Genomic DNA, 24568 nt, shown 5'->3' on the forward strand with positions numbered 1-24568 from the left:
CGCCAGATCCCTTCACAGCTTGTTCGATTGCGTTTTCTGTTGTTCCGGAGTCAGTTTAGTGACTTTCATGCCTGCTTTTTCAAGATTGGCTACAGATTCTGTCATCATCTCACGGTTGACTTTACGTTGGTACAGGGCTGCTTCCTGACTGGCTTTTGAGAGTCTTTTGGGTACGGTTCGTTCTAATCTCTGATCTTTGGCGTAATGATTTAAGTTCCAAATTTTACTAAATATTGGTTTTGCTTTATAATATAATTAGATATATCAGAATAGTAATTTGGTAGCCTCTGGCACTCCAGACAAAATATATAGACCTGCATTTTGTTCGATGAAAGGGGAGTAAGCATGACTAACGAAGGGCGCTATTGGCCAAATATAGAACATGTTAGCGATCAGTTCAAATTTCTATCGTTTACTGACGATCTGGACGAACTGGAGATCGGCTGTGAAATGGTAAATATCATAACTGACGGCTGGCAGGAAGGCCCTGTTGCGGCGGTCTTGCGCGGAGGCCTTAATGCACAGGCGGTGTTGGACGTACTCGCCAAAGCCAAAGTGAAGAATCTGGTGATTTTTCACTTAGAAGAAAAAATACCTCACCTGGAGGATGTCTTTTTGTCTTCTGTTGTTGCTCCCGCTCACGAAATGTTTGACAGTGTAACCATTAACTGGCGGAGAGATCAGTCGATTTGGCATTTGATTAAAAGTATCAGTAGCGATTATTCGATGTTATTTTTGGGCGCACCGCTTTCTATTTCGGAAATTAAACCGTTATATGCTAAGGTAAAAGGCGCGTTTGCAGGCAGTCTGACTATTGTCCGCGGTCCGCTGCGTGATTTGGAATTTGATGAAAGTGATGAAATTTACAAATGGATCCGGGCTAGGACATTTGACGCTAGCGATTTTTCGGTTTCCAGTGTGCTGAGAAATTATAAAAAAAAGCAAGGTGTAAAAATAGTCGCCATTCTTCCTAGCCTGAATGAAGAAAATACAGTTGGCAAGGTCATTAAAACCGCGTTGGATGTGAAGAATGTCGGTCTTATCGATGAGGTGGTTCTGATCGACTCTGGCTCCACTGATAATACGGTAGACATCGCCCGGTCGTATGGCATCCCTGTTTATCAGCATGCGGAAATCGAAGCACAGTTGGGAACGTATCACGGTAAAGGGGAGGCGATGTTTAAGAGTGCATTTGTCACTGATGCGGACATTCTAGCCTGGGTCGACACTGACATCGAAAATATCACTCCCCGTTTTTTCTATGGGCTGCTAGGTCCGCTCTTGGCTTATCCGGAAATAAAATTTGCGAAAGGCTATTTTTCACGACCGGTAAGAGTTGAGGCATCCGGAATAGAATTGGGAGGGGGCAGGGTTACAGAAATATTAGCGCGTCCCTGGTTTAGCACCTTTATGCCTCAGCTCTCGGGATACATACAGCCGCTTGCCGGAACTGTCGCTATATATAAAGACGCTTTATTAAAGATGCGTATTCCGGCAAACTACGGCGTAGAGGTAGCGATGCTCGCGCAAGCTGTAGAAAATTTGGGCCTTTGGTCTACATGCCAAGTAAATTTGGGAGAAGTTATTCATAAATCGAAAGATGTGATCGGACTGAGTGAAATGTCCTTCCAGATTATGCAGGTGCTTGCTGAACTGTTGGAAGTAAACAATCGTGGCAACAATTTGTTTCGACGCGTAATCTCTGCACATGGCCGCTTCGAAATGCATGCTAAACGGTTCCCTGTTACGTGGAGGAGATATTAGTTCAGCTTTTCGTTCTCACTGCTTTCTCCTAATGGAAAAGCCCCGGCTTTTGAGGCCGGGGCTTTTGAGGATTTGCTGCTTAACGAGTGCCCATGATTTCGCCGGTCGAGACTGCGGCTTGCGCGGCAGCTAAGCGGGCGATAGGGACACGGTAGGGGGAGCAACTGACAAAGTTGAGGCCGATCATGTGGCAGAATTCGACAGACGAGGGTTCGCCGCCATGTTCACCGCAGATGCCGATCAAGAGATCGGGTTTCGTCTTGCGGCCGCCTTCAACAGCCAGCTTCATCAGTTTGCCGACACCTTTGCGATCAAGCACGATGAAGGGATTTTCCTTCAGGATTTTTGCTCGCAAGTAATCATCCATAAACTTGCCTTCGGCGTCGTCGCGGCTGAAACCCAGGGTTGTCTGGGTCAGGTCATTGGTGCCAAAGCTGAAGAAATCAGATGCGGTGGCCAGTTCGTCAGCCAGGAGAGCGGCGCGCGGCAATTCAATCATGGTGCCTGAGGTGTAGTGGAACTGGACGTTCTCACGTTCCATGACTTCTTTGGCAATATTGTCTATTCGCTCTTTGAAGAATTTCATTTCAGTGACATCGATCGTTAACGGGATTTCCACTTCCGGATGCGGCTGGAAGCCCTCTTTAGTCAGTTGGGCGGTAGCGTTAAAGATCGCTCTTACTTGCATATCATAGACTTCAGGGAAGGTAATGCCAAGGCGGCAGCCGCGATGACCAAGCATCGGGTTGAATTCGTGCAGGGTGCGGACTTTTTTGAGCAACTCGGCTTTCTCTTCCAGCAATTTAGCATCTTTACCGGTTATACGCAGCTCAGTGGTTTCAATTACTAAATCTTCCTGGTTGGGCAAGAACTCATGTAAAGGCGGATCTAACAGACGAATGCAAACCGGATAACCGTCCATCGCTTTGAGGATGCCGTAGAAGTCGCCTTGCTGCATCGGCAGAAGGTGGGACAGCGCTTCTTCACGATCTTCTAAGGACTCGGCAAGAATCATCTGTTGTACATAGGGCAGACGATCTTGAGCCATGAACATATGCTCAGTACGGGTCAGGCCAATGCCCTTAGCGCCGAATTCGCGGGCTTTAAGCGCGTCTTCTGGCGTGTCAGCGTTGGCGCGAACTCCAATTTCCTTTAACTCATCAGCCCACTCGAGGAACTCCATGAATTCGCCGGATAGTTCAGGGTCTTTTAGGGTGACGACACCGAACAGGACTCGACCAGTCGATCCGTCAATCGAGAGTGGCTCCCCTTCTTTGATGAGTTTGCCGCCGACACTGACTGTCTTGGCGTTATAGTCGATTTTCAGCGCTTCGCAGCCGCAGACGCAAGGTTTGCCCATGCCACGGGCAACAACAGCTGCGTGGCTGGTCATGCCGCCGCGACTGGTTAGGATGCCTTGAGCGGCGACCATGCCGTGAATGTCGTCTGGAGTGGTTTCAGTACGAACCAGCAGGACCTTTTTGCCCTCTTTGGCCAAACGGTCGGCATCGTCGGCGTCAAATACCACTGTGCCAGAAGCGGCACCCGGCGAGGCAGGCAACCCTTTGGCAATAACTTCGACTTTGGCCTTGGGATCAATTTGGCGGTGCAGGAGTTGGTCGAGCTGAGCCGGTTCGACCATAAGAATAGCCTCTTTTTTTGTGACCATTCCTTCGGCAACCAGATCGTGAGCAACTTTAACAGCTGCTTGCGCTGTACGCTTGCCGTTGCGGGTTTGCAGCATGTAGAGCTTCTTGCGCTCAATAGTGAACTCGATATCTTGCATATTTTTATAGTGCTTTTCCAGTAACCGGGCGGTGCGGGCAAATTCTTCGTAGGCTTCGGGCATTTCGTCTTTCAATTCGGAGATCGGCCGCGGGGTGCGAATGCCAGCGACGACGTCTTCGCCTTGGGCATTGGTCAGGAATTCACCATAGAGAACGTTTTCACCGGTGGACGGGTTACGGGTAAAGGCGACGCCAGTGCCGCTGTCATTGCCAAGGTTGCCAAAGACCATGGATTGTATGTTGACGGCTGTGCCGAGATCATGGTCAATTTTGTTGAGATTACGATAAATAATGGCGCGGTCATTGTTCCAGGAACGGAACACAGCTTCGATGGAAAGGATAAGCTGTTCCATCGGGTCTTCAGGGAAGGGGCGGCCAGCTTTCTCTTGCACCAATGCTTTGTAATTATCGATAATTTTGCGCAGGCTTTCGGCGGTCAATTCTTGATCAAAGGTAACGCCTTGAGCATGCTTTTGTTTATCAAGCAGAATTTCAAACTCATGCTTCGGAATTTCCAAGACGACGTCAGAGAACATCTGGATAAAGCGCCGGAAAGCGTCATAAGCAAAACGTTCGTTATTAGTGTTAGCGACCACAGCTTTAAGGGTATCTTCATTCAAACCTAGATTGAGAATCGTATCCATCATGCCAGGCATCGAGAAGACGGCGCCAGACCGGACAGAAACCAGCAACGGGTTTTGGATGCAACCCAGTTTTTTGCCGGTCTTTTCCTCAAGAATGGCTAAGTTTTTCTTGATTTCGTCAAGCAGTCCATCTGGGAGCTTTTTGCCTGCATGGTAGTATTCTTTGCAAGCTTCGGTGGTGATGGTCATGCCTGGAGGTACAGGTAGGCCAATGTTGGTCATCTCAGCCAGATTGGCACCTTTGCCACCTAAGAGGCCGCGCATTTCGGCCTTGCCTTCGTTGAATAAGTAGACATACTTTTTCATGGTTACTTTCCGACTCCTTTACGATAAATTTCCTCTACTTTTGCCGCAGTTTCTTCTACCGCCCGGTTGGTCACGTCAATGACCGCGCAACCAACTCGGCGCATGATTTTAGAGGCGTAATCCAGTTCTTCGAGAATACGCTCTAAATTTGCATAATCGACTGCGGTTGATAGGCCCATCGTTTTTAATCGTTCCTTACGGATTTCATATAGCAAGCTAGGTTGCATCATCAGCCCAACGATCCGATGAATGGGCATTTTGAAGATTTCGTCAGGAGGGGCAACCTCCGGAACTAGCGGTACATTAGCTGTCTTAAAGCCGCGAGTTGCCAGAAACATGGAGAGCGGCGTCTTGGTACTGCGAGATACGCCAATAATAACGATATCTGCTTTTAACAGGCCGCGCTGCTGTTTGCCGTCATCATACTTGACAGCAAAGTCGATGGCTTCAATTTTGTTGAAATAGGCCTTGTCGAGCCTGCGCGCCAGACCTGGCTCGAGCTTTGGTTTGTCAGGGGTAACTGTACGGATCGCATCCATCACTGGTCCCATGACATCAACAGCAGTTACGCCATGCTCTTTTGACTTGGTCGCGAGAAAAAGGCGAAGTTCAGGGCTGACTATCGTATAAATAATGGCGCCGCCAGCCTCTTGGGCTTCAACAATGGCTTCCGCCGCCTCTTCGACTGTGCGGATATAGGGGACACGCCGGATGTCGACATTGCCAGAATTAAATTGGCTGGCCGCTGCCTTGACCACTACCTCGCCGGTCTGACCGATGGAATCTGATACAACATAGATGATCGGTGTATTCTTCACTGATAGATTAATAAAGAGCCCTCCCCCCCAGTAATACCAGAAAGCCTAAGTACCTGTGAAGCAACGAGGGTGTGTTTGCCACAGAGTACACAGAGTGTTTCGGATTTATCTTGTATAATAAACCGTAGCCCTCTGCCGTTAACGTTCCTCGTACTTCCCTGACCGCCACAACGATGTTAATCAATGTTAGCACTACTACTGCCGCCAGGTTTCATATGTAACGACGGCTTTTCTTACTACTTGCCAGCCAGTTGAACAAATAGGCGGGTAATATTTGTTTTCGTGAAACGGCCAATGACTTGAAATTTTTCCTCATTACCGACTTTGTTGGCAACAACTACCGGCAGAGAGTCTACTTGTTGGTTGATCAGCTTTTCAGCAGCCCGAACGACGGATTCCTCTGGATAGGTAACAATAACATTCGGCATACGAGTCATGACAACATTAGTTGGGAGTTTATTGAGCCCTTGTCCACCCATTGCCGCTTTTAGCAGGTCTTTGCGCGAGACTATGCCTTCGAGGTATCCGCCTTCAGACACGACAATTAGTGATCCGACGTCTTCGATAAACATGGAGACGATCGCATCATAGACAGAAGAACTTTCTTTGACGACAATCGGTTGGGAATGGGCTTCTGCCACAGAGATATTGGCGAGTAAGCTTGCGATGAAATCAGTAGGTTCTTTGCCTGTGCAGTAGTAGCCGACCCGAGGCCGGGCTCCGAGCATGCCTGACATAGTTAGAATGGCAAGATCAGGACGTAGCGCAGCGCGGCTGAGACCTAACTGACCGGCAATTTCCGTGCCGGTGATCGGGCCATGGTGTTTAACAATTTCAAGGATAGTTTCTTGACGTTTGGAAAGTTCGATAAAATTCACCTTCTTTGTATAAGGATTAGCTTGCGAGGCAATAACACCAAAATAGTATAGCTAATTGGTGAAAAGATGTACCGTATAATCAATTATATACTATGTTTAACTAAAAATCCCTGCAGAAATATTTGACGAAATTTAAAGAATTATCAGACTACGTAAAAATATTTTTAAATAGTTTAAAAGGTATCAGACAGGTTGATGGTGAATTCTTAAACAGAGAGGTGTTGTTATGTTATATCTAGCAAACAATTCGACCGATCCCTACTTCAACTTAGCGCTTGAGGAAACTATTTTCAATACTGGAAAACACGGGGAAACATATATACTATTATGGCAGAACTCGCCGTCAGTTATTATTGGCAAGCATCAAAATACTTTGGTGGAGATTAATGGCGAGTTCATTCGCAATCGGGGCGTCCATGTTGTACGACGGATGACTGGCGGCGGTGCGGTTTATCATGACCTTGGTAACTTAAATTATTCGTTTATTCAGCCTGCGGGAGAACAGATCGCGCCAGACTTTGAGAAGTTCGCACGACCGGTAATGGCCGCTTTGGCTAAGCTGGGGGCAGCGACTGAGTTTAGTGGGCGCAATGACCTGACTTTAGCTGGCAAGAAATTCTCCGGCAATGCGCAGTGCATCCGAAATGGCAGGGTTCTGCATCATGGCACATTGCTGTTTGACGTTAATCTTGATGATCTGGAAGCGGCGCTATGTCCTGATCAGGCAAAGATCGCATCAAAGGGAGTTGCTTCGGTACGAAGCCGGGTAACAAACATTAGCAGCTATATGTCACGGCAGATGACAGTACACGAATTCAAGGAAACGTTGCTTTCCTGCTTGGCTGAGGATCAGCCGCTTACACAGCAAGAGCTGTCAGAAGAACAATTAGCTGCGGCTTCGGCGTTAGCCGAATCGCGCTACCGGACCTGGGACTGGACTTATGGACAGTCGCCGCCTGCGAATATTAAGCGGGAGAAACGCTTCACCCCTGGTAAAGTGGAGGCTTGGCTGGATGTGGCGAATGGTCGGATTCGTGATTTGAAATTCTATGGTGATTTCTTTAGTGCTGGCGATCCAGCGGCTGTAGCTGCGGCTCTCACCGGTTTGCGCTATGAACGCAGCGACCTGGCGGCGGCGCTAGCCTGCCTTGATGTCAAACAGCATTTTGGCGGTATTGGTCAAGAAGAGTTATTGGAAGTGTTAATTTAATGAGAGGGCCTGAAGCGATTGAGCTTCAGGCCCTTTTTCTAAACCAATAAAAATTATAAATTCACGAAGCGAACGTGGTTATGTTTCCACAGAGTAAAGGAGGGAACACAGAGGTCACAGAGGCGAAGAATATACTCTGTGTACTCTGTGGAATCGTTTTCTGTACTCCTAAAGACCCTACCGCTAAGTCTTATAGGTAACGGCGGTTTTTCTTAACCTGAAGCTAACAATTCCCTTGCCTCGTAGGCAGGAATTAACTGATTCATGGTGAATTTTACCATTAGAAAACCGAGGGGAGATTGCAATGATGAAACAGCCTCTCTTTAGTGAATATGAACTATATTTATTCAATGAAGGCCGCAATTTTGCCAGTTATCAGACTCTAGGGGCGCATCTGGTTGAATATGACGGCGTTTGGGGAGTCCGTTTTGCTGTTTGGGCGCCTCATGCAACTGCTGTTAAGGTAGTAGGCGAATTTAACGATTGGCAAGGCGACAATTCGCCAATGAGTCGACAGGGTGAGTCTGGTGTTTGGGCGTTGTTCATTCCCGGCTTGATAGTCGGTGAGATTTATAAATATGCGATCGACACAGCCCAAGGCTGTTTGCTGAAAGCTGACCCATTCGCTTTTTTTGCTGAGCAGCGGCCAAAGTCGGCCTCGGTAGTTGCTGAATTGGGCAGTTATTGTTGGCAAGATGCTGATTGGCGAAGTCAGAAGCGAGGGCAACTGCTTGACAAGCCAGTCAATATCTATGAGGTTCATCTCGGGTCCTGGCGACTGGGGCCAGATGGCGGGATGCTCAGTTACCGCGAATTAGCCCGTATTCTGCCAGCTTATGCTGCTGACATGGGCTATACACACCTTGAATTAATGCCGCTGGCTGAGCATCCGTTTGACGGCTCTTGGGGCTATCAGGCGACAGGTTATTATGCTGTCACCAGTCGCTATGGCAGTCCGCAGGAATTTATGGAGTTTGTCGACGCCTGCCATGCGCGCGGACTGGGCGTGATCTTGGATTGGGTTCCTGGGCATTTCTGCAATGACGGCCATGGCCTAAAAGCGTTTGACGGCACGCCCCTGTTTGAAAGCGACCGTCCGCTGCGGGCCGAAAACCGGCAATGGGGTACAACTAATTTTGACTTTAGCCGTTCAGAGGTTTGGAGCTTTTTGATCTCCAATGCCTTGTTTTGGCTTGACGTTTACCATATCGATGGTCTGCGGGTAGACGCTGTGGCTAATCTGCTCTATTTGGATTATGCACGTGAACCTGGAGACTGGGAGCCTAATCGTTACGGCGGCAGGGAGAATATCGAAGCAATTGACTTTTTGCGCAAATTGCATGAAGCCGTGTTCGCGCGATTTCCTAACGCGTTGATGATCGCGGAAGAATCCACGTCCTGGCCACTTGTTACAGCTCCGACCTTCACCGGTGGTCTGGGCTTTAATTATAAGTGGAATATGGGCTGGATGAACGACATGCTTTTATACATGGAAACAGATCCGCTGCAACGCAGATGGCGGCATGATAAACTGACATTTTCGCTGATGTACGCGTTTTCGGAGAACTTTGTTTTGCCGCTGTCGCACGATGAGGTTGTTCACGGCAAGAAGTCACTGTTAGACAAAATGCCGGGAGACTATTGGCAGAAGTTCGCGAACTTGCGGGCTTTCTATGCCTATATGATTGGGCACCCAGGCAAGAAGCTGCTGTTTATGGGCGGTGAATTTGGACAGTTTATCGAATGGAATGAAGCGCAAAGCCTGGATTGGCATCTCCTTAGTTATGACATGCATCAAAAGCTGCATAACTATGTATCTGCTCTGAATCATTACTATTTGCAACAGCCTTGTTTTTGGGAAAAGGATGCTGGCTGGGAAGGTTTTGAGTGGATCAATTGTGAGGATAGCCTGCACAGTATTGTGTCATTATTGCGCCGCGACAGTCATAATAATGTCAGGCTGATGATCGTCAACTTCACTCCGGTCGAGCGGCTAGCTTACCGAATAGGCGTGCCGCTGCGCGGAAAATACTGTGAAGAATTCAATAGTGACTCACAGGAGTATGGCGGTTCCGGCCTTAATAACACCGGCATTATCCGCAGTGAACCCGTGCCTTGGGATAACTGGGAACAGTCGGTGGTCATCACCGTGCCGCCGCTAGCGGCAGTCGTGCTGGCGCCGATGGGCTAAGAAAAAAAGAAGGAGGAGGATGAGGATGAGAAAAGAGTGTGTTGCCATGATTCTGGCTGGTGGGCAGGGGTCTCGGCTGGGCGTGCTGACAAAACGTTTAGCCAAGCCAGCTGTTCCGTTCGGCGGCAAATACCGCATTATTGACTTTCCACTGTCAAACTGCAACAACTCGGGCATTTACACGGTAGGGGTGCTGACTCAGTATCAGCCGCTTGACCTGCATACGTATATTGGCATTGGCAGCGCTTGGGATCTTGACCGGATGGGTGGTGGCGTTTACGTCCTGCCTCCGTTTGTCGGGCAAAAAGGCGGCGAGTGGTATAAAGGAACGGCAAATGCCATATATCAGAACACTGAGTTTATTGATACATTTGATCCTGATTATGTCCTGATTCTGTCTGGCGATCATATCTACAAGATGGATTATTCGCTGATGCTGGAGTTTCATAAAGAAAAACAAGCTGACGCGACGATCGCTGTCTTTCAAGTGCCTTGGGAAGAAGCCAGCCGGTTCGGCATTATGAATGCTGACGCTGATAAGAGAATTGTTGAATTTGATGAAAAGCCCAAACAGCCGAAAAGCAACTTGGCTTCGATGGGAGTATATATCTTTAAATGGGATGTGCTTAAGGCCTACTTAGAGGCAGATGAACGGGATGCAACCTCCGAAAACGACTTTGGCAAGAACGTCATTCCCTGCATGCTGAATGCAGGACTACGTATGTACGCCTATCCGTTTCAAGGCTATTGGAAGGATGTCGGCACAGTGGAAAGCCTATGGGAAGCAAATATGGACCTGTTGGCCGACCGGCCGGAGCTCGACCTGCATGATCCTAGTTGGCGGATTTACGCAGTTAACCCCTCTTTGCCGTCACACTTTATCGCCAGCCAAGCCAAGATCAGCAACTCGATGGTTAGTGAAGGGTGTACTATTCACGGCGAAGTCGATACAAGTGTTCTTTTCCCCGGGGTGTCAGTGGCGGCTGGAGCTGTGATTCGTCATTCGATTATATTCCCAGATGCTCAGATTGGCGCAGGAGCTGTCATCGAAAAAGCGATTATCGGCAGCCGGACAGTGATTGATGCAGGGGTGAGCGTTGGCTGTGAAGGTGGCGCCAATGACGGAATAGCTGTTGTTGGCGATGATATTGTCATTCCCGCCGGTACGACAATCCCTTGTCGCGCTATGGTGGAGTCATAGGAGGTGGTGTGAGAATGAAACGAGTTCTTGGCCTCATCAATCTGTTCGAAAATGAAGATTTATTACGAGAATTAACGCAAAGCCGGCCGCTAGCCGCTATTCCGTTCGCCGGACGCTACCGGGTAATCGATTTTATCTTATCAAATATGGTAAACTCCGGGATACGTAATGTCGGCATACTAGCCTATTCCAATTATCGATCGCTGATGGACCATCTACGCTCAGGCAAGGAGTGGGACTTAGCCCGTAAACGCGACGGACTTTTCATACTTCCATCCAATCAGGCGCCAGGCCGAATTCGCTCTGGTGAGGGCGATATTGAGCAGATGTATTCGCATTTTGAGTATTTTAAGCGTTCTAAGGAACAATATGTTCTCATTGCCGGCAGTTCCATGATAGCCAATATTCAGTTTAACGGTATGCTGGATTTCCATCGGCAAACCGGCGCTGATGTCACTGTTCTCTTTCAGCCTGGTTGCCAGCTTGAAGGTCAGGATTACCGCCATTGCACATTCATCAAGACAGATGCGGACGGACGAGTTTCTGACGCTGCAGTCAGCCATGATCCGGGCGGCGATCAGCAAATGTCGATGCGCGTGTATCTCATGGAGCGCAAACTGTTCATGGATATTGTTGAACGTTGTATGCTGAAAGGGGAACACAGTTTTATTAAAGACGGCTTGATTCGTAATTTAGGCCAATTGAAGATATACGGTTATCCCTTCCAGGGCCATGTCGCAGTGATTAATTCAGTGTTTGGCTATTATCACCATAGCCTGTCACTGTTACAGCCTGAGGTACGGCAGAATCTGTTTTCGCGCAACAATCCCATCTATACCAAAACCAAGGATGAAGCGCCGACTAACTACCGATTGGGAGCTAAAGCCAGCAATTCGTTGGTTGCCAATGGCTGCGTGATTGAGGGAACGGTGGAGAATAGTATTCTGTTTCGCGGGGTACATATCCGACCTGGCGCATCAGTGAGAAATTGCGTGATTATGCAAAAATGCGATATCGGACCGGGGGTGTCACTGGACACAGTGATCTGTGACAAAGACGTAAAGATCGGACCAGGCCGCACGATTAAGGGGGAAATAGCCTATCCTATTATTATCAGGAAAGGAACGGTGATCTAGTATGTTAAAAGTCCTGTTGGTCGCTGCCGAAGCCGTGCCTTTTGTGAAGACCGGCGGATTAGCAGATGTAATGGGCTCTCTGCCTAAGGCGCTGCGTAATCTGGGAATCGATGCGAGAGTTATCATTCCGAAATATGGAGATATTCCTGGCCAGTTTAAAGAAGAATTCGAAAGAGTTGCTGAACTGACCGTGCCGGTTGGCTGGCGCAATCAGTATTGTGGTGTGGAAGCCTATACCTGTGATGGAGTTCCCTTTTATTTCATTGACAATGAATACTATTTCCGCCGCGCCGGTCTGTACGGCTATTATGATGACGGCGAGCGCTTCGCATTCTTTTCGCGGGCTGTGCCGGCTATTCTGCCACATATCGACTTTCAGCCTGATGTGTTGCATTGCCATGATTGGCATGCGGCGATGGCTATCGTTATGATGGGGGCTCACCACCGGCAAGATCCGTTTTATGCCAATATCCGCACAATGTTTACTATTCATAACTTAAAATATCAAGGTGTGTTTGCGCCTGATGTATTAGGTGAGTTGCTCAGTCTGGGGCCTGAGTATTTTACGGCCGAAACGCTGGAATTTCACGGCGCGGTAAACTATATGAAAGGTGGGCTTGTGTTCGCCGATGCAGTGACAACCGTGAGCCCCTCCTATGCAATGGAAATTCAGAGTCCCTGGTTTGGTGAACAGCTTGATGGTATACTCCGCAAACGGCAGGATGAACTGCATGGCATCCTAAACGGTATTGACTGTGAGCTGTACAATCCAGCGACCGATCCGGCGCTGTTTATTAACTATACCTGGCGTTCGATCAAACGCAAACAGCGTAATAAGATGAAACTTCAAGAATTGTTGGGATTGCCGGTTTCGGAATCGATCCCCATGGTTGCCATCGTGTCTCGGCTGGTTGAAGCTAAGGGGCTTGATCTGGTGACCGGGGTGCTTGATGAGCTTCTTGACTTGAATGTCCAATTGGTGATACTAGGCACTGGGGATGAAAAGTATGAAGGTATGTTCCGAGTGGCAGGACATCAAAGACCAAATCAGGTATCAGCAAACATCTTTTTTGACGAGACTTTAGCCAGACGCATTTACGCGGCCAGTGATTTGTTCCTGATGCCGTCACAGTTTGAACCGTGTGGCATTGGTCAGTTAATTGCCATGCGTTACGGCAGTTTGCCTGTCGTCCGCGAGACCGGCGGTTTGCGCGATACTGTAACCCCGTACGACCAGACAACAGGAGCCGGTTGCGGCTTCCGGTTCACTAATTACAACGCTCATGATTTGCTGCGTACGTTGGAAGACGCTGTGGCATTATATGAACAGCCGGAAGTCTGGACGAAGCTGGCGCAGCAGGCGATGCGTCAAGACTTCAGTTGGGGACGGTCTGCTACCCTGTATCGTGACTTGTATCAGACCCTGTAACAGCTATGGGGGATTTTCAACGGCCTCGAAAGGAGAGTGGAACTAGTTGAGTCAACACGAAGAGTTCAGGGCGGCCTTCAGTGAGAAAACACAGACCTTGCTGGGCAAGAGTTTGTCAGATTCCAGCTTGCAGGACAAATACACTGTGCTGGGTGCTCTGCTTCGGGACCAAATCAGCCAATTGTGGGTAAAAACCAATGATGAATATCTGCATCGTGGCGAGCGCCAGGTATATTACTTCTCAATTGAGTTCCTGTTGGGGCGGTTGCTGGGGTCAAACTTATTGAACATGGGAGTTGCTGAAACCAGACGACAAGAATTAAGCAGTCTTGGAATTGACCTTAGCCAGCTCGAACAACAGGAGCCGGATGCGGGTCTAGGCAATGGCGGACTGGGCAGATTAGCTGCTTGCTTTCTTGATTCAGCCGCCTCACTTCATTTGCCGGTGCATGGCTGTGGTATCCGCTATAAATATGGATTGTTTGAACAGAAACTTGTTGATGGTTATCAGACTGAGCTGCCGGATAACTGGTTAAAAAACGGATCTGTCTGGGAGATGCGCAAAGGCGATAAAGCGGTCGAGGTCCGTTTTTATGGTCAAGTCCAGCTCAAACCGACCGATAGCGGCAGGCTGAAAGTCGAACACACCAACTATTGGCCTGTACTAGCTGTACCTTACGATGTGCCTGTTATCGGCTTTAATAACCAGACGGTTAATACTCTTCGGTTATGGAATGCTGAGGTCATGCCGGATGATCCGAACAGCTTTGACCGGACGAACCCGCTGAAGGCACTCGAATACCGCTATACGGTTGAGTCGATCACGGAAATACTGTATCCTGATGACACTCACTATGAAGGCCGTGTTCTGCGGCTGAAACAACAATATTTCTTTGTGTCAGCCGGACTGCAGAGTATTGTGCGCCGTTATAAGAAAAAGAACGGATCGCTAGCCGATTTTGATGAAAAAATCGCCGTCCATATCAATGACACCCACCCGGTTCTGGTGATTCCCGAATTAATGCGCATTCTGATGGATCAGGAAGGTATGAGTTGGGATCAAGCCTGGCAAATTACCGTGAACACAGTCTCTTATACCAATCATACGATTTTGCCGGAGGCGCTGGAAAAGTGGCCTGTTGATATTTTGCGGGAGTTACTGCCGCGCATCTTCATGATTATCGAAGAAATTAACGAACGCTTTTGCCGGGAACTGTGGGGACACTATCCCGGTGAGTGGAATCGTATCGCCGCCATGGCGATCATCAACGAAGGCTATGTCCATATGGCACATTTGGCAGTGGCTGGCAGCAACAGTGTCAACGGAGTAGCCAAGATTCACACTGAGATTTTGAAGAAAGACGTTATGAAACGTTTTTATCAGTTATACCCGTATAAATTTAACAACAAGACCAACGGCATTACCCACCGCCGCTGGCTGTTAAAGGCTAATCCAGGCCTGTCGAAGCTGATCACATCGGCAATTGGCTCGAGCTGGATTCATCATCCAGCCTATTTAGCTAGTCTAAGCCGTTTGGCCGGTGATGTTGCGTTTGGCGAATCGGTCGCGGCAGTTAAACGTGCCAATAAAGAACGCCTTGCTCGCCATATTCAGGATAAGTATGGCATAACGCTTGACTGTAATGCGATATTTGATGTTCAAGTCAAGCGTATTCATCTCTATAAACGGCAGCAATTAAATGCGCTGCACATTCTGGATATTTATAACCGATTGCGGGAAAATCCGGACCTTGATATCACACCGCGCGTATTTTTATTTGCTGGCAAGGCGGCACCAGGCTACTATCTTGCCAAACGAGTGATTAAATTGATTAATTGTCTAGGAGAACTGATCAACAACGATCCTATAGTCAGAGACCGGTTAAAGGTGGTGTACCTTGAAAATTACAGCGTCTCGCTGGGGGAAATAATCTTTCCGGCAGCAGATGTGAGTGAGCAAATTTCGACTGCCAGTAAGGAAGCCTCAGGCACTGGCAATATGAAGTTTATGATGAATGGTGCTGTTACGTTAGGCACGATGGATGGCGCTAATATCGAAATCCGCGAAGAAGTCGGTGACGACAATATCGTTATCTTTGGCTTGACGGCTGAAGAAGTCATTAACTATTACCAGACAGGCAGCTACCGGCCGCGCGAAATGTTGGCAGATCCGCGGTTGCGCCTGGTACTTGATCAGCTTTGCAATGGTTTTTTGCCAACGCCTGCAGCTGAGTTTTGCGCGCTACACGACTCGCTAATCGACTATGACGAGTATTTCGTGCTCAAAGATTTTGCCAGCTATGCGGATGCTCAGACAAAGATTGACCGCTTATTCGCTGACCGGAAGCGCTGGAACGGCATGGCGATCCGCAATATCGCGCAATCCGGCTTTTTCTCCAGCGATCGCACCATTTCTGAATATGCTATTGGAATCTGGAAGATTAATCCTGTCCCGATCGGCAACCCGTATTGGATGGAGGAGAGCTAAATGCAGCTAGCGCAGGACTGGGTTGTGCATCATTCGCATCTGGCTCTATATCGCCAGCCGTTCGGCGCGGCGTCATGCGGGCAAACAATCGAAATTGCCCTAGGACTTCGGGCTGATCGGGCAAATGAGGTGGAAGTCGCTTCGCTGCGATTATGGTGTGAACAGAGTGGCGAAACTCTTTTGCCACTTGAACCGGCTGGCGGCGAGCAGGGCTGGCTGCGACTGGCGACAACGTTCGCGGCTCCGGAAGCAGCTTGTTTGTTGTGGTACTACTTTATCCTCGTCCTGCGGGGCGGGGATATCCTGTATTATGGCAATAATGAGCTAAATCTCGGCGGGGCAGGTCGCCTTTCCTCTACTCAGCCGCCTTCTTACCAAGTCACAGTTGTTCCAGAAACTGCGACTACGCCGGACTGGTGGAAGCGTTCAGTTATTTATCAGATATTCCCTGACCGTTTTGCTAATGGCAGACCTGATGGGTCAGTACTATCACCGCGAAAGGGCAGTCTGCTGCATGCCAACTGGGATGATAACCCGGTTTATGTGAAAGATGAGCGTGGCCATGTGTTGACCTATGACTTTTTCGGCGGCAATCTAGCCGGTGTCAGAAAGAAACTGCCCTATCTTAAAGACCTGGGTATCCATGTGATTTACTTCAATCCACTATTTGATTCAGTCAGCAACCACAAATATGATACAGCCGATTATCACCACGTTGACCCGATGTTTGGCAGTGACCAAGAGTTTAAAGAGCTGTGTGCCGAGGCGAAAACAGCGGGAATCTCTATCCTGCTTGATGGCGTATTTAGCCATACCGGCAGTGATAGTCTATATTTTAACCGGGAAGGGACCTATCCAGAGTTGGGGGCGTTTCAGTCGCAAGAGTCCTCCTATTACCCCTGGTACCGGTTTATCGAGTTTCCGGAGCGCTATGACTGTTGGTGGGGAGTTGACGCTCTGCCCAATGTGAATGAGATGGAGCCTTCCTTCCGAGAATTCATTATCAGCGGCGCTGACAGCGTATTACGTCACTGGTTGAAGCAGGGAGCAAAAGGCTGGAGGCTTGATGTTGTCGACGAACTGCCTGATGAATTTGTCAAAGAGTTTCGCCAATCGTTAAAGCAGGCAGACCCGGAGGCCATCTTACTCGGCGAAGTTTGGGAAGACGCGTCGCATAAGGTGAGCTATGGCAAACTACGCGAGTACTTTTGGGGCAATGAACTTGACTCGGTGATGAATTATCCCTTCCGTCAAGCAGTGCTCGACTTTCTGCTACTACGAGTCGACTCTGTCAGTGTGCATCAGACGTTAATGAGTTTGTATGAGAACTACCCGAAACAGCATTTTTATTCAGTGATGAACCTGATTGGCAGTCATGATGTAGCGCGCGTTCTCACTCTGCTTGGTGAAGCTGTTCCTGAAGAGGAACTGGCAGGAGTAAGCGCGCGGATGCGGGCCCGCCTCAGCCCTAAGCAGCGAGCGTTAGGCTTAGCGCGACTCAAATTGGCAGTATTATGGCAAATGACCTTTCCCGGAACACCATCTGTGTACTATGGTGATGAAGCCGGACTGGAGGGCTATCGCGATCCACTGAATCGCCGCACCTATCCTTGGGGTCAGGAGGACAGCACACTTGTCGCCTGGTATCGGCAGCTTATTTCATTACGCAACACCTATTCGGTTTTACAGACAGGCGATTGGCAATCACTGCCTCTGACTGATGATGTTTATGGCTATTTCCGAACTATTTGCGGCGGTTGTGACGAATTTGGTAACTTGGCTGAAGATAACACAGCTTTAATCTTGATCAACCGCAGCAACTCTCTGCAGGAATTTACTGTGACTGTTCCCGAAGGCATAGAAACAATGTCTGATATGTTATGCGGCGAGCAGGAATTTGCGGTGAAAGCTGGTGAACTATCAGTTATACTAGCTCCCTTTGAAGGGAAGATTCTGCTGCATCGGCCGGCAGCGCGACCACGAGGCGCAGGAGTGCTGCTACATCCTACCTGTCTGCCATCACCGCACGGGATTGGCGATCTGGGGCCTGAGGCATACTCGTTTGTTGACTGGTTGGTTGCTGCTAAACAGCAATATTGGCAGATACTGCCTTTGTGTCCGCCCGGGCTTGGTGACTCGCCCTACCAGGCTCTCTCCGCTTTTGCAGGCAATCCATTACTCATCTCGCCGGAGTTATTAGTACACGAGGGACTGCTTGCCGCTGACGAAGTCGCCGCGGCAGTGACGGCAAATAGCTTCCCGGCAGACTGCGTCAAGTTTAAGCAAGTATCAGCTCATAAGGAAAACTTGTTTCGGCTGGCATTTACGCGCTTTGTCAGCGGGCCGGACTTCCAGGCGTTTTGTGAACAAGAAGCTGGCTGGCTGGAGGACTATGTCCTGTTCATGGCTCTCTCTAAACAGTATCAGGGGCAGGTCTGGACTGACTGGCCGCGCGGAGCGGCTGACCGGATGCCTGAAGACCTGGAGCGGCTGCGTGGTGAACTGGCGAGTGAGTTGGCTTATCAGCGTTTTTTGCAGTATTGGTTCTCCCGGCAATGGTCTCAGCTGAAACAATATGCCAATAGCCGTGGTGTCAGCATTATCGGCGACTTGCCGCTGTTTGTCGCGCATCATTCTGCTGATGTATGGGCTAATCGCGACTTATTTTCCCTCGACGAATCAGGCCGGCCAGATAAAGTGGCCGGAGTGCCGCCAGATTATTTTTCCGTGACCGGACAGTTGTGGGGCAATCCCCAATATCGTTGGGAGCGGCTGAAATCTGATGATTACTGCTGGTGGCGTGAACGGCTGAAAAGCCAATTTCAGCAGGCTGATATTGTGCGTATTGACCACTTTAGGGGTCTCGCGGCCTACTGGGAGATTGCAGCAGAAGCGGTAACCGCGATTAATGGGCGCTGGGTAAATGGTCCGGGAGCAGACTTCTTGCTGACTTGTTTTCGCCATCTGGAAACAGCGACTTTCATTGCCGAGGACCTTGGTGTTATTACTCCTGATGTTAATGAACTGCGTTGGCGCTTTGCCCTGCCAGGCATGCAGGTGCTGCACTTCGCGTTTTCCCCGGAACAGATGAAAGATGAAAAACATACCATCCTTTATACCGGAACGCATGACAATAATACAACGTTAGGCTGGCTGCGGAGTTTGCGCCGCAGCGACGTTGAGCTTTACCATCAGGTTCGCCGTCATACCGGAGCAGATGACACTCTGACTGATCGGGAAATGACGAGTCACTTGGTGCGCTTCGCCTTAAGCCGTCACGCCGATACTGTTATTCTGCCGCTGCAGGACATTCTGCTGCTGGGAGCTGAAGCAAGAATGAATAAGCCGGGTAAGGCTGCCGGCAATTGGGGCTGGCGTATGGCAAAGGATTGTCTGACAGAAACTATTTCCCGGGAATTGGCGAATTGGGTAGAAACTTATGACCGAGCTCTCATTAATTCACGATAGGGAGATAATGTGATGAATAAAACTATGTGTGATACACAGGCTGTTTTTATTGAGAAACTGGCAAATCGTACTCCAACTCTTGGTACCTTTATCGTGACCGGCGATCCGTTTGTTACTGAAATATTCGGCTGGGCCGGCTTCGACTTTGTTGTTATTGATACAGAACATTCACCAAATGACATCAGTGCTGTCGTCAATCACATCCGTGCAGCTGAGTTGAGCGGCTTAAGCCCGATTGTTCGGGTAACTAAGAATGATCCCAGCTTGATCTTGCGGGTTCTTGATAATGGCGCTAGTGGTATTGTTGTCCCCCAGGTCAACACAGCGGCAGAAGCGAAAGCCGTGGTCAAAGCTGCTCGCTACGCTCCGCAAGGGGAGCGGGGTATCGCTGGCGTCGTCCGGGCGGCACGGTGTGGTTTTACCCCGATGGAGCAATATATTGAGAACGCCAATAAACAAGTTCAGGTAATTGTGCAAATTGAACATATTGAAGCAGTACAAAACCTTGAAGAAATTCTTGCAGTCGAAGGTATTGACGGCATCTTTATCGGACCGACCGATTTGTCGCAGTCAATGGGCATTACCGGGCAATTTAATGATCCGGCCTTAAGAGATGTGATTAGCCAGGTGGTTGAGCAGACCAAAGCATCAGATAAATGGATTGGTATCTTTTGCGTTAACGCTGCAGACGCCAAAAACTGGGCAGACAAAGGTGCAGTATTATTGACAATCGCTACTGATACCATGCTGATTGCCCAGGCGGCGCGGGAACTTAAACAGCAAGTGAATATCTAAAAATATTTTGTAATTAATTACATATAACGACAGAATGCGACAGAGATTCCATGTTATGGTTTGTCTTGAAAAAAATTATTGAAAACCACAAAAGGGTGGAATCAGAATGTCGGAAATTCGAGCCTTGCTATGCAAGGTGGAGGAATTACGCGAACAATTGCATGCAACGATAAAAGGCAGAGCATTAACTGATCCTAAAGTTCTTGTGATGAGCCAGCAGTTGGATCAGGCGTTAAATGAATATCGATGTGTTAACAAGGCAGTCAAGAACGATAAGCGATGAGCGGCATCACAAGAGAGGCTAGACTTAACTTTTTCTTTTTTCTAATAAGCCCCTTTTGACGGAAATATTCGCAGGAAAAGCCTTTCCTCCGTAGAAGAGTATTTTAAGTTATTTTCTTCACGTTAACAACTTATGAAATTCCGCTTGGCCTAGGTTGGTTGACAAGAGCAAGCGGGCAATGTCCAAGGAGGATTTGTGTATGATCAGGTCTGTTCGTCGGTCTCTGGTTTTCCTGGCTTTTCTGTTGGTAGGGTTGCTGTATTTTCCTTCATCTGTCGCGCTCGCTGCATCTGGCGAAAGCCTAGGAAATCAACTTCCGATGTGGAGTGTCATTCCCTTTGCTGGAATTTTGTTGTCCATTGCCCTATTCCCCTTGCTTGCACCGCATTTCTGGGAGCACAACATGGGCAAAGTCAGTTTGTTTTGGAGTATCGCTTTCTTCGTGCCGTTTTTGATGGGTTATGGTTTTGACCGTGCTGTATATCAACTATTGCATATTTATGTAATTGACTATATCCCCTTCATCATTTTACTGACCGGTTTATTTGCTATCTCGGGTGGTATCACTGTTCGTGGCTCGCTGACAGGGACACCGCTGCTGAATACTACTATTTTAGCGATTGGTTCTGTACTGGCCAGCATTATCGGGACCACCGGCGCATCAATGCTATTATTGCGCCCTCTTATACGGGCGTTGGCTTGTCGTCGCAATAAGGCCCACACGATTGTTTTCTTTATTTTCATTGTCAGCAATATTGGCGGCTCACTTACACCGATCGGCGATCCGCCGCTATTTCTTGGCTTTTTGCATGGGGTGACTTTTTTTTGGACGCTGAAGCTCCTGCCACTTTTCTTGTTAAATGTCTCTGTCTTATTGGTTGTGTATTTCGTTCTCGACTCCTATTTATTGCGTCGTGAGAGAGGGTCTTTGCTGGCTGCATCTTCCCGTAGACATCAGCCGATTTCTATTGCAGGAATGAATAACTTTATCCTGCTTGCAGGCGTGATTGGTGCTATCGTGCTTAGTGGCACCTTTGCAAAACACCCTTTCTTCTTTGATGCTGCCGCCGGGCATGACCGTGGAATTCCTTTATTTGCGATAGATGGCCATATGCTGGTTATGCCGCTGATGAATGTGTTCCGGGACGGTATTATCCTGCTGCTGGCTTGGTTTTCAATGCGGTCTACGCCTATCAGGCTGCGCAAGGAGAATAACTTTACCTGGAATCCAATAAAAGAAGTCGCTATATTGTTTGCTGGCATTTTTGCCACGATTATTCCGGCGATTGCGATTTTGCAAGCTCGTGGCGGCGAACTTGGCGTTACCAGTGCAGCACAGTTCTTTTGGGCTTCAGGTGCCCTATCAAGTTTTCTGGATAATGCTCCTACTTACCTGACGTTTTTATCCCTGGCAGGTGGTTTGGGTCTAAATGCAGGAGTCTGGACCGATCTTGGCTTTGTCACTCCCGAGGTGTTAATGGCTATCTCCGCCGGTTCGGTATTTATGGGTGCCAACACCTATATCGGCAATGCGCCAAATTTCATGGTGCGTTCGATTGCAGAAGAAAACGAAATCAAAATGCCCAGCTTCTTCGGCTACATGGCCTGGTCGGGCTGTGTACTGATTCCGTTGTTCATTTTGGATACGCTGATCTTCTTCATGAAGTAGGCAAATGAGTAAAGAGGTCCCGTGAGGGGCCTCTTTTTTGCAACTAGAATTTATTAGCTTTCGAAGAGGCCGAGATTACGATTCCACGGAGGTCACAGAGGATACACGGAGTTACACAGAGGGAACGGTATCTAGTTTGCCAGCTTTGCTGACCTCGAGTGCAACCCTCCGTGACCTCCGTCTTACTCCGTGCCCTCCGTGAAACGGTACTCAGTCTCCCCAAAGACCGCTAGCGGTCTTTCTTAGTTTCACTCTGTGGAATAGTAGCCATTTTTGAAATTCGTAGCAGGATTTTTGCCAATGGCAGGGAATACTATTTTGTATTATGGCATAGCATTTCATATCGTGAAACAAAGAGGTATTATGGGGAAGCAATTTTTAGAAGTTCAATCCTTGCAGAGAGCCTTAGATATTTTAGAATCAATCGCTTGTTCGACCAAACCGGTGCCGCTCAAAACGTTAGCCGATATTACTGGTTTACCGAAATCGACAGTTTACCGATTATTAGGTAACCTAGAAAATCGGGAGTATGTGCGCTGTAATCAGGACGGCAGTTATCAATTGGGTTTAAAGTTTCTGGTGTTGAGTCAGCGTGCGGATCAAAGTTTTGAACTGAAGCAACTGGTGCGTCCGTTTCTGCTCCAGTTGAGTGAGCTGACCAGAGAGACAGTTCATCTGGGCATGCTGCAACAGGGAAAGGTTGTTTATGGTGATACTGTCGATAGCCCACAGTCTGTTCGTCTTGTTGCTCAACTCGGATCGAACAATCCGATTCATTGCACCTCCCTGGGCAAAGCATTACTGATGAATACTCCGGATGAGCAAATCCTGCTCATGCTTGATGCAGCAGGGATGGAGCGGCGTACTGAGTTTACACTCACAACTCAGGAGGAGTTTCTTGCCGATATGGCGCGAGTCAGGAAACGCGGTTATTCATTTGATGACAGGGAAAGCGCAGTTGAGTGCCGTTGTGTGGGGGCGCCGATATATGATCATGATGGTAATGTGGTTGCGGCGATTAGCATCTCCGGACCGGCAAGTCGATTTTCCCTTGAACTGATTGAATGCGAGGTCGCACCGAAATTGTTGGTTGCAACCCAAAAGATTTCGCGCTTCTTGGGTATGATGTCTATATAATCCACAATAATTAAGGAGGAAAAGCATAATATTAGACAAATTTTAGCTTAAAGGCAAGGTTGCTCTTGTCACTCGGGAAAGCCGGAAGATCTGCAGGAAGCAGCTATCTTCCTAGCTTCTGAGGCATCAGATTATGTGCAAGGCCATATTCTTGCAGTCGTCGATGGCGGCTGGCTAGGCCGATAAACCAATACGATCAAGTGAGGTGCATAACAGTGAAAGAATTGCGGTTTCATGGAAAAGTTATCGTCACCGGCAGCGGTTCGATACAGCACCTGAAGAATGTTGATATGCAGCGGGCATTTATCGTCACTGGTGGCAATTCGGTTTTTGCCAACGGTTCTTATGCTGCAATCCAATCAATCCTTGAACAAAAAGGCTGTGCAGTATGCCTTTTCTCCGGTATACCCAAAAATCCACCAGTAGAAACTGTGATTGAGGGCATTGCAAAAATGCGTGAGTTTCGGCCAGACACGGTAATTGGACTTGGCGGTGGCTCGGCGATTGACGCGGCTAAGGCGATGGCGCTGTTCTATGATCACCCAGAACTAGATATTATTGACTCCTTTAAGAAGGGTATTTTTCCGCAAACTCGGACGACGCAGTTGATTGCTATACCTGGCACATCTGGCACGGCGACAGAAGTGACGCCCTTTTCGGTGCTGACGTTCCGTGATCTTGACATTAAGATCGGTGGAAAAGCGGTTGGACTGATCGCCGATATTGCCATACTTGACGCTGACTTAACTCTGTCTATGCCGAAAAATGTGGTAGCTGAGACTGGCATGGATGCGATGACGCATGCAGTGGAGTGCTATATCCATCCTGGTTTGGACGATTTTACACAAGTGTTGGCCGCCGGTGCGATTGAGGGCTTATTTAATTATTTGCCCGAGTCATATGCAACCGGGTCGCTTGCTGCCAGAGAAAAAGTACATAACTACCAGAGTATCGCCGGCTGCGCATTTTCGAATGTTGGCACCGGGATGGACCATGGCATCGCTCACGCTTTTGGTGGTAAATTCGATTATGCGCATGGCTTGTTAATCGCTATTGCGCTACCGTATGTTTTGCAATTCAATTCGCGCGATCCGGTTGTCAAAGAAAAGCTGGCTTACTTGTCGCGGCGGGTAGGCAAAGACTTTATTCAAGGGATTAAAGAGCTGAATAAAGAGCTGAATATACCGCGTGCGTTTAAGGATTTGGGCTTAAGCCGGGTCGAATTTGCTGCGAACTTTGATCTGCTGGTTAAGAATTCGCTGAAGGGAGCTACCCGCTTTAATCCGATCCCTGTGTCGACTGAGGATATGCAGTATATACTCACTTGCCTGTATGAAGGCAAAGATATTGAATAATTGAGGAGG

General features: G+C 48.5%; 16 protein-coding genes and 1 pseudogene. 14 read left to right on the forward strand and 3 right to left on the reverse strand.

Annotated features, from left to right (window positions below; translation table 11 throughout):
- Positions 1-345 precede the first annotated feature (345 nt).
- On the forward strand, positions 346-1764 hold the full coding sequence (locus AXX12_RS09000) for a glucosyl-3-phosphoglycerate synthase (RefSeq protein WP_082816782.1): 1419 nt from the start codon (positions 346-348) through the stop codon (positions 1762-1764).
- A gap of 79 nt (positions 1765-1843) precedes the next feature.
- Here AXX12_RS09000 and ppdK read toward each other — a convergent pair whose 3' ends face one another.
- From ppdK to AXX12_RS09015, 3 genes are all read right to left on the reverse strand, one after another.
- Positions 1844-4501, reverse strand: a complete 2658-nt coding sequence (ppdK, locus tag AXX12_RS09005; RefSeq protein WP_066241223.1) for a pyruvate, phosphate dikinase — start codon at positions 4499-4501, stop codon at positions 1844-1846.
- Between the two features lie 2 nt (positions 4502-4503).
- Positions 4504-5319, reverse strand: a complete 816-nt coding sequence (locus tag AXX12_RS09010; protein WP_082816783.1) for a pyruvate, water dikinase regulatory protein — start codon at positions 5317-5319, stop codon at positions 4504-4506.
- A 236-nt stretch (positions 5320-5555) separates the two neighbouring features.
- On the reverse strand, positions 5556-6188 hold the full coding sequence (locus AXX12_RS09015) for a helix-turn-helix transcriptional regulator (RefSeq protein WP_066242972.1): 633 nt from the start codon (positions 6186-6188) through the stop codon (positions 5556-5558).
- Between the two features lie 235 nt (positions 6189-6423).
- Here AXX12_RS09015 and AXX12_RS09020 point away from each other — a divergent pair, with 235 nt between their 5' ends.
- The 13 genes and pseudogenes from AXX12_RS09020 to AXX12_RS09070 all read left to right on the forward strand — a co-directional run bounded on the left by AXX12_RS09020 (position 6424) and on the right by AXX12_RS09070 (position 24559).
- Positions 6424-7407 (forward strand): lipoate--protein ligase, encoded by a 984-nt coding sequence (locus AXX12_RS09020; RefSeq protein WP_066241233.1) that lies wholly within the window; start codon positions 6424-6426, stop codon positions 7405-7407.
- Between the two features lie 304 nt (positions 7408-7711).
- Positions 7712-9598, forward strand: coding sequence for a 1,4-alpha-glucan branching protein GlgB (gene glgB / locus AXX12_RS09025; protein ID WP_461781733.1), 1887 nt, complete (start codon positions 7712-7714; stop codon positions 9596-9598).
- Between the two features lie 19 nt (positions 9599-9617).
- Positions 9618-10799, forward strand: coding sequence for a glucose-1-phosphate adenylyltransferase (locus tag AXX12_RS09030; RefSeq protein ID WP_066241237.1), 1182 nt, complete (start codon positions 9618-9620; stop codon positions 10797-10799).
- A gap of 14 nt (positions 10800-10813) precedes the next feature.
- Positions 10814-11935 carry a glucose-1-phosphate adenylyltransferase subunit GlgD gene (gene glgD / locus AXX12_RS09035; protein ID WP_066241240.1) on the forward strand — a complete coding sequence of 374 codons (1122 nt, stop codon included), beginning with the start codon at positions 10814-10816 and terminating at the stop codon, positions 11933-11935.
- A 1-nt stretch (position 11936) separates the two neighbouring features.
- A complete protein-coding gene (glgA, locus tag AXX12_RS09040) occupies positions 11937-13364 on the forward strand; it encodes a glycogen synthase GlgA (RefSeq protein WP_066241243.1) in 1428 nt (475 codons plus the stop codon).
- Between the two features lie 46 nt (positions 13365-13410).
- The gene (locus AXX12_RS09045) at positions 13411-15852 is read left to right on the forward strand and encodes a glycogen/starch/alpha-glucan phosphorylase (protein WP_066241246.1); all 2442 of its coding nucleotides are present in this window, start codon (positions 13411-13413) and stop codon (positions 15850-15852) included.
- Positions 15853-19320 carry a 4-alpha-glucanotransferase gene (gene malQ / locus AXX12_RS09050; RefSeq protein ID WP_066241248.1) on the forward strand — a complete coding sequence of 1156 codons (3468 nt, stop codon included), beginning with the start codon at positions 15853-15855 and terminating at the stop codon, positions 19318-19320.
- 12 nt (positions 19321-19332) lie between these two features.
- The gene (locus tag AXX12_RS09055; RefSeq protein WP_082816784.1) at positions 19333-20115 is read left to right on the forward strand and encodes an HpcH/HpaI aldolase family protein; all 783 of its coding nucleotides are present in this window, start codon (positions 19333-19335) and stop codon (positions 20113-20115) included.
- A 106-nt stretch (positions 20116-20221) separates the two neighbouring features.
- The gene (locus tag AXX12_RS19030; RefSeq protein ID WP_082816785.1) at positions 20222-20398 is read left to right on the forward strand and encodes an aspartyl-phosphate phosphatase Spo0E family protein; all 177 of its coding nucleotides are present in this window, start codon (positions 20222-20224) and stop codon (positions 20396-20398) included.
- 199 nt (positions 20399-20597) lie between these two features.
- Entirely contained in the window at positions 20598-22067 is a 1470-nt protein-coding gene (locus AXX12_RS09060) for a sodium:proton antiporter (protein ID WP_066241251.1), read from the forward strand.
- Positions 22068-22430: 363 nt separating this feature from the next.
- Positions 22431-23204 carry an IclR family transcriptional regulator gene (locus AXX12_RS09065; protein ID WP_231881850.1) on the forward strand — a complete coding sequence of 258 codons (774 nt, stop codon included), beginning with the start codon at positions 22431-22433 and terminating at the stop codon, positions 23202-23204.
- A 75-nt stretch (positions 23205-23279) separates the two neighbouring features.
- Positions 23280-23390, forward strand: a pseudogene (locus tag AXX12_RS19825) (2-deoxy-D-gluconate 3-dehydrogenase); the annotation flags it as partial.
- A 29-nt stretch (positions 23391-23419) separates the two neighbouring features.
- Positions 23420-24559, forward strand: a complete 1140-nt coding sequence (locus tag AXX12_RS09070; protein WP_066241254.1) for an iron-containing alcohol dehydrogenase — start codon at positions 23420-23422, stop codon at positions 24557-24559.
- The last annotated feature ends 9 nt before the right edge of the window (positions 24560-24568 follow it).

Origin of the sequence: Anaerosporomusa subterranea (assembly GCF_001611555.1) — a bacterium.
Lineage (GTDB): Bacteria > Bacillota > Negativicutes > Sporomusales > Acetonemataceae > Anaerosporomusa > Anaerosporomusa subterranea.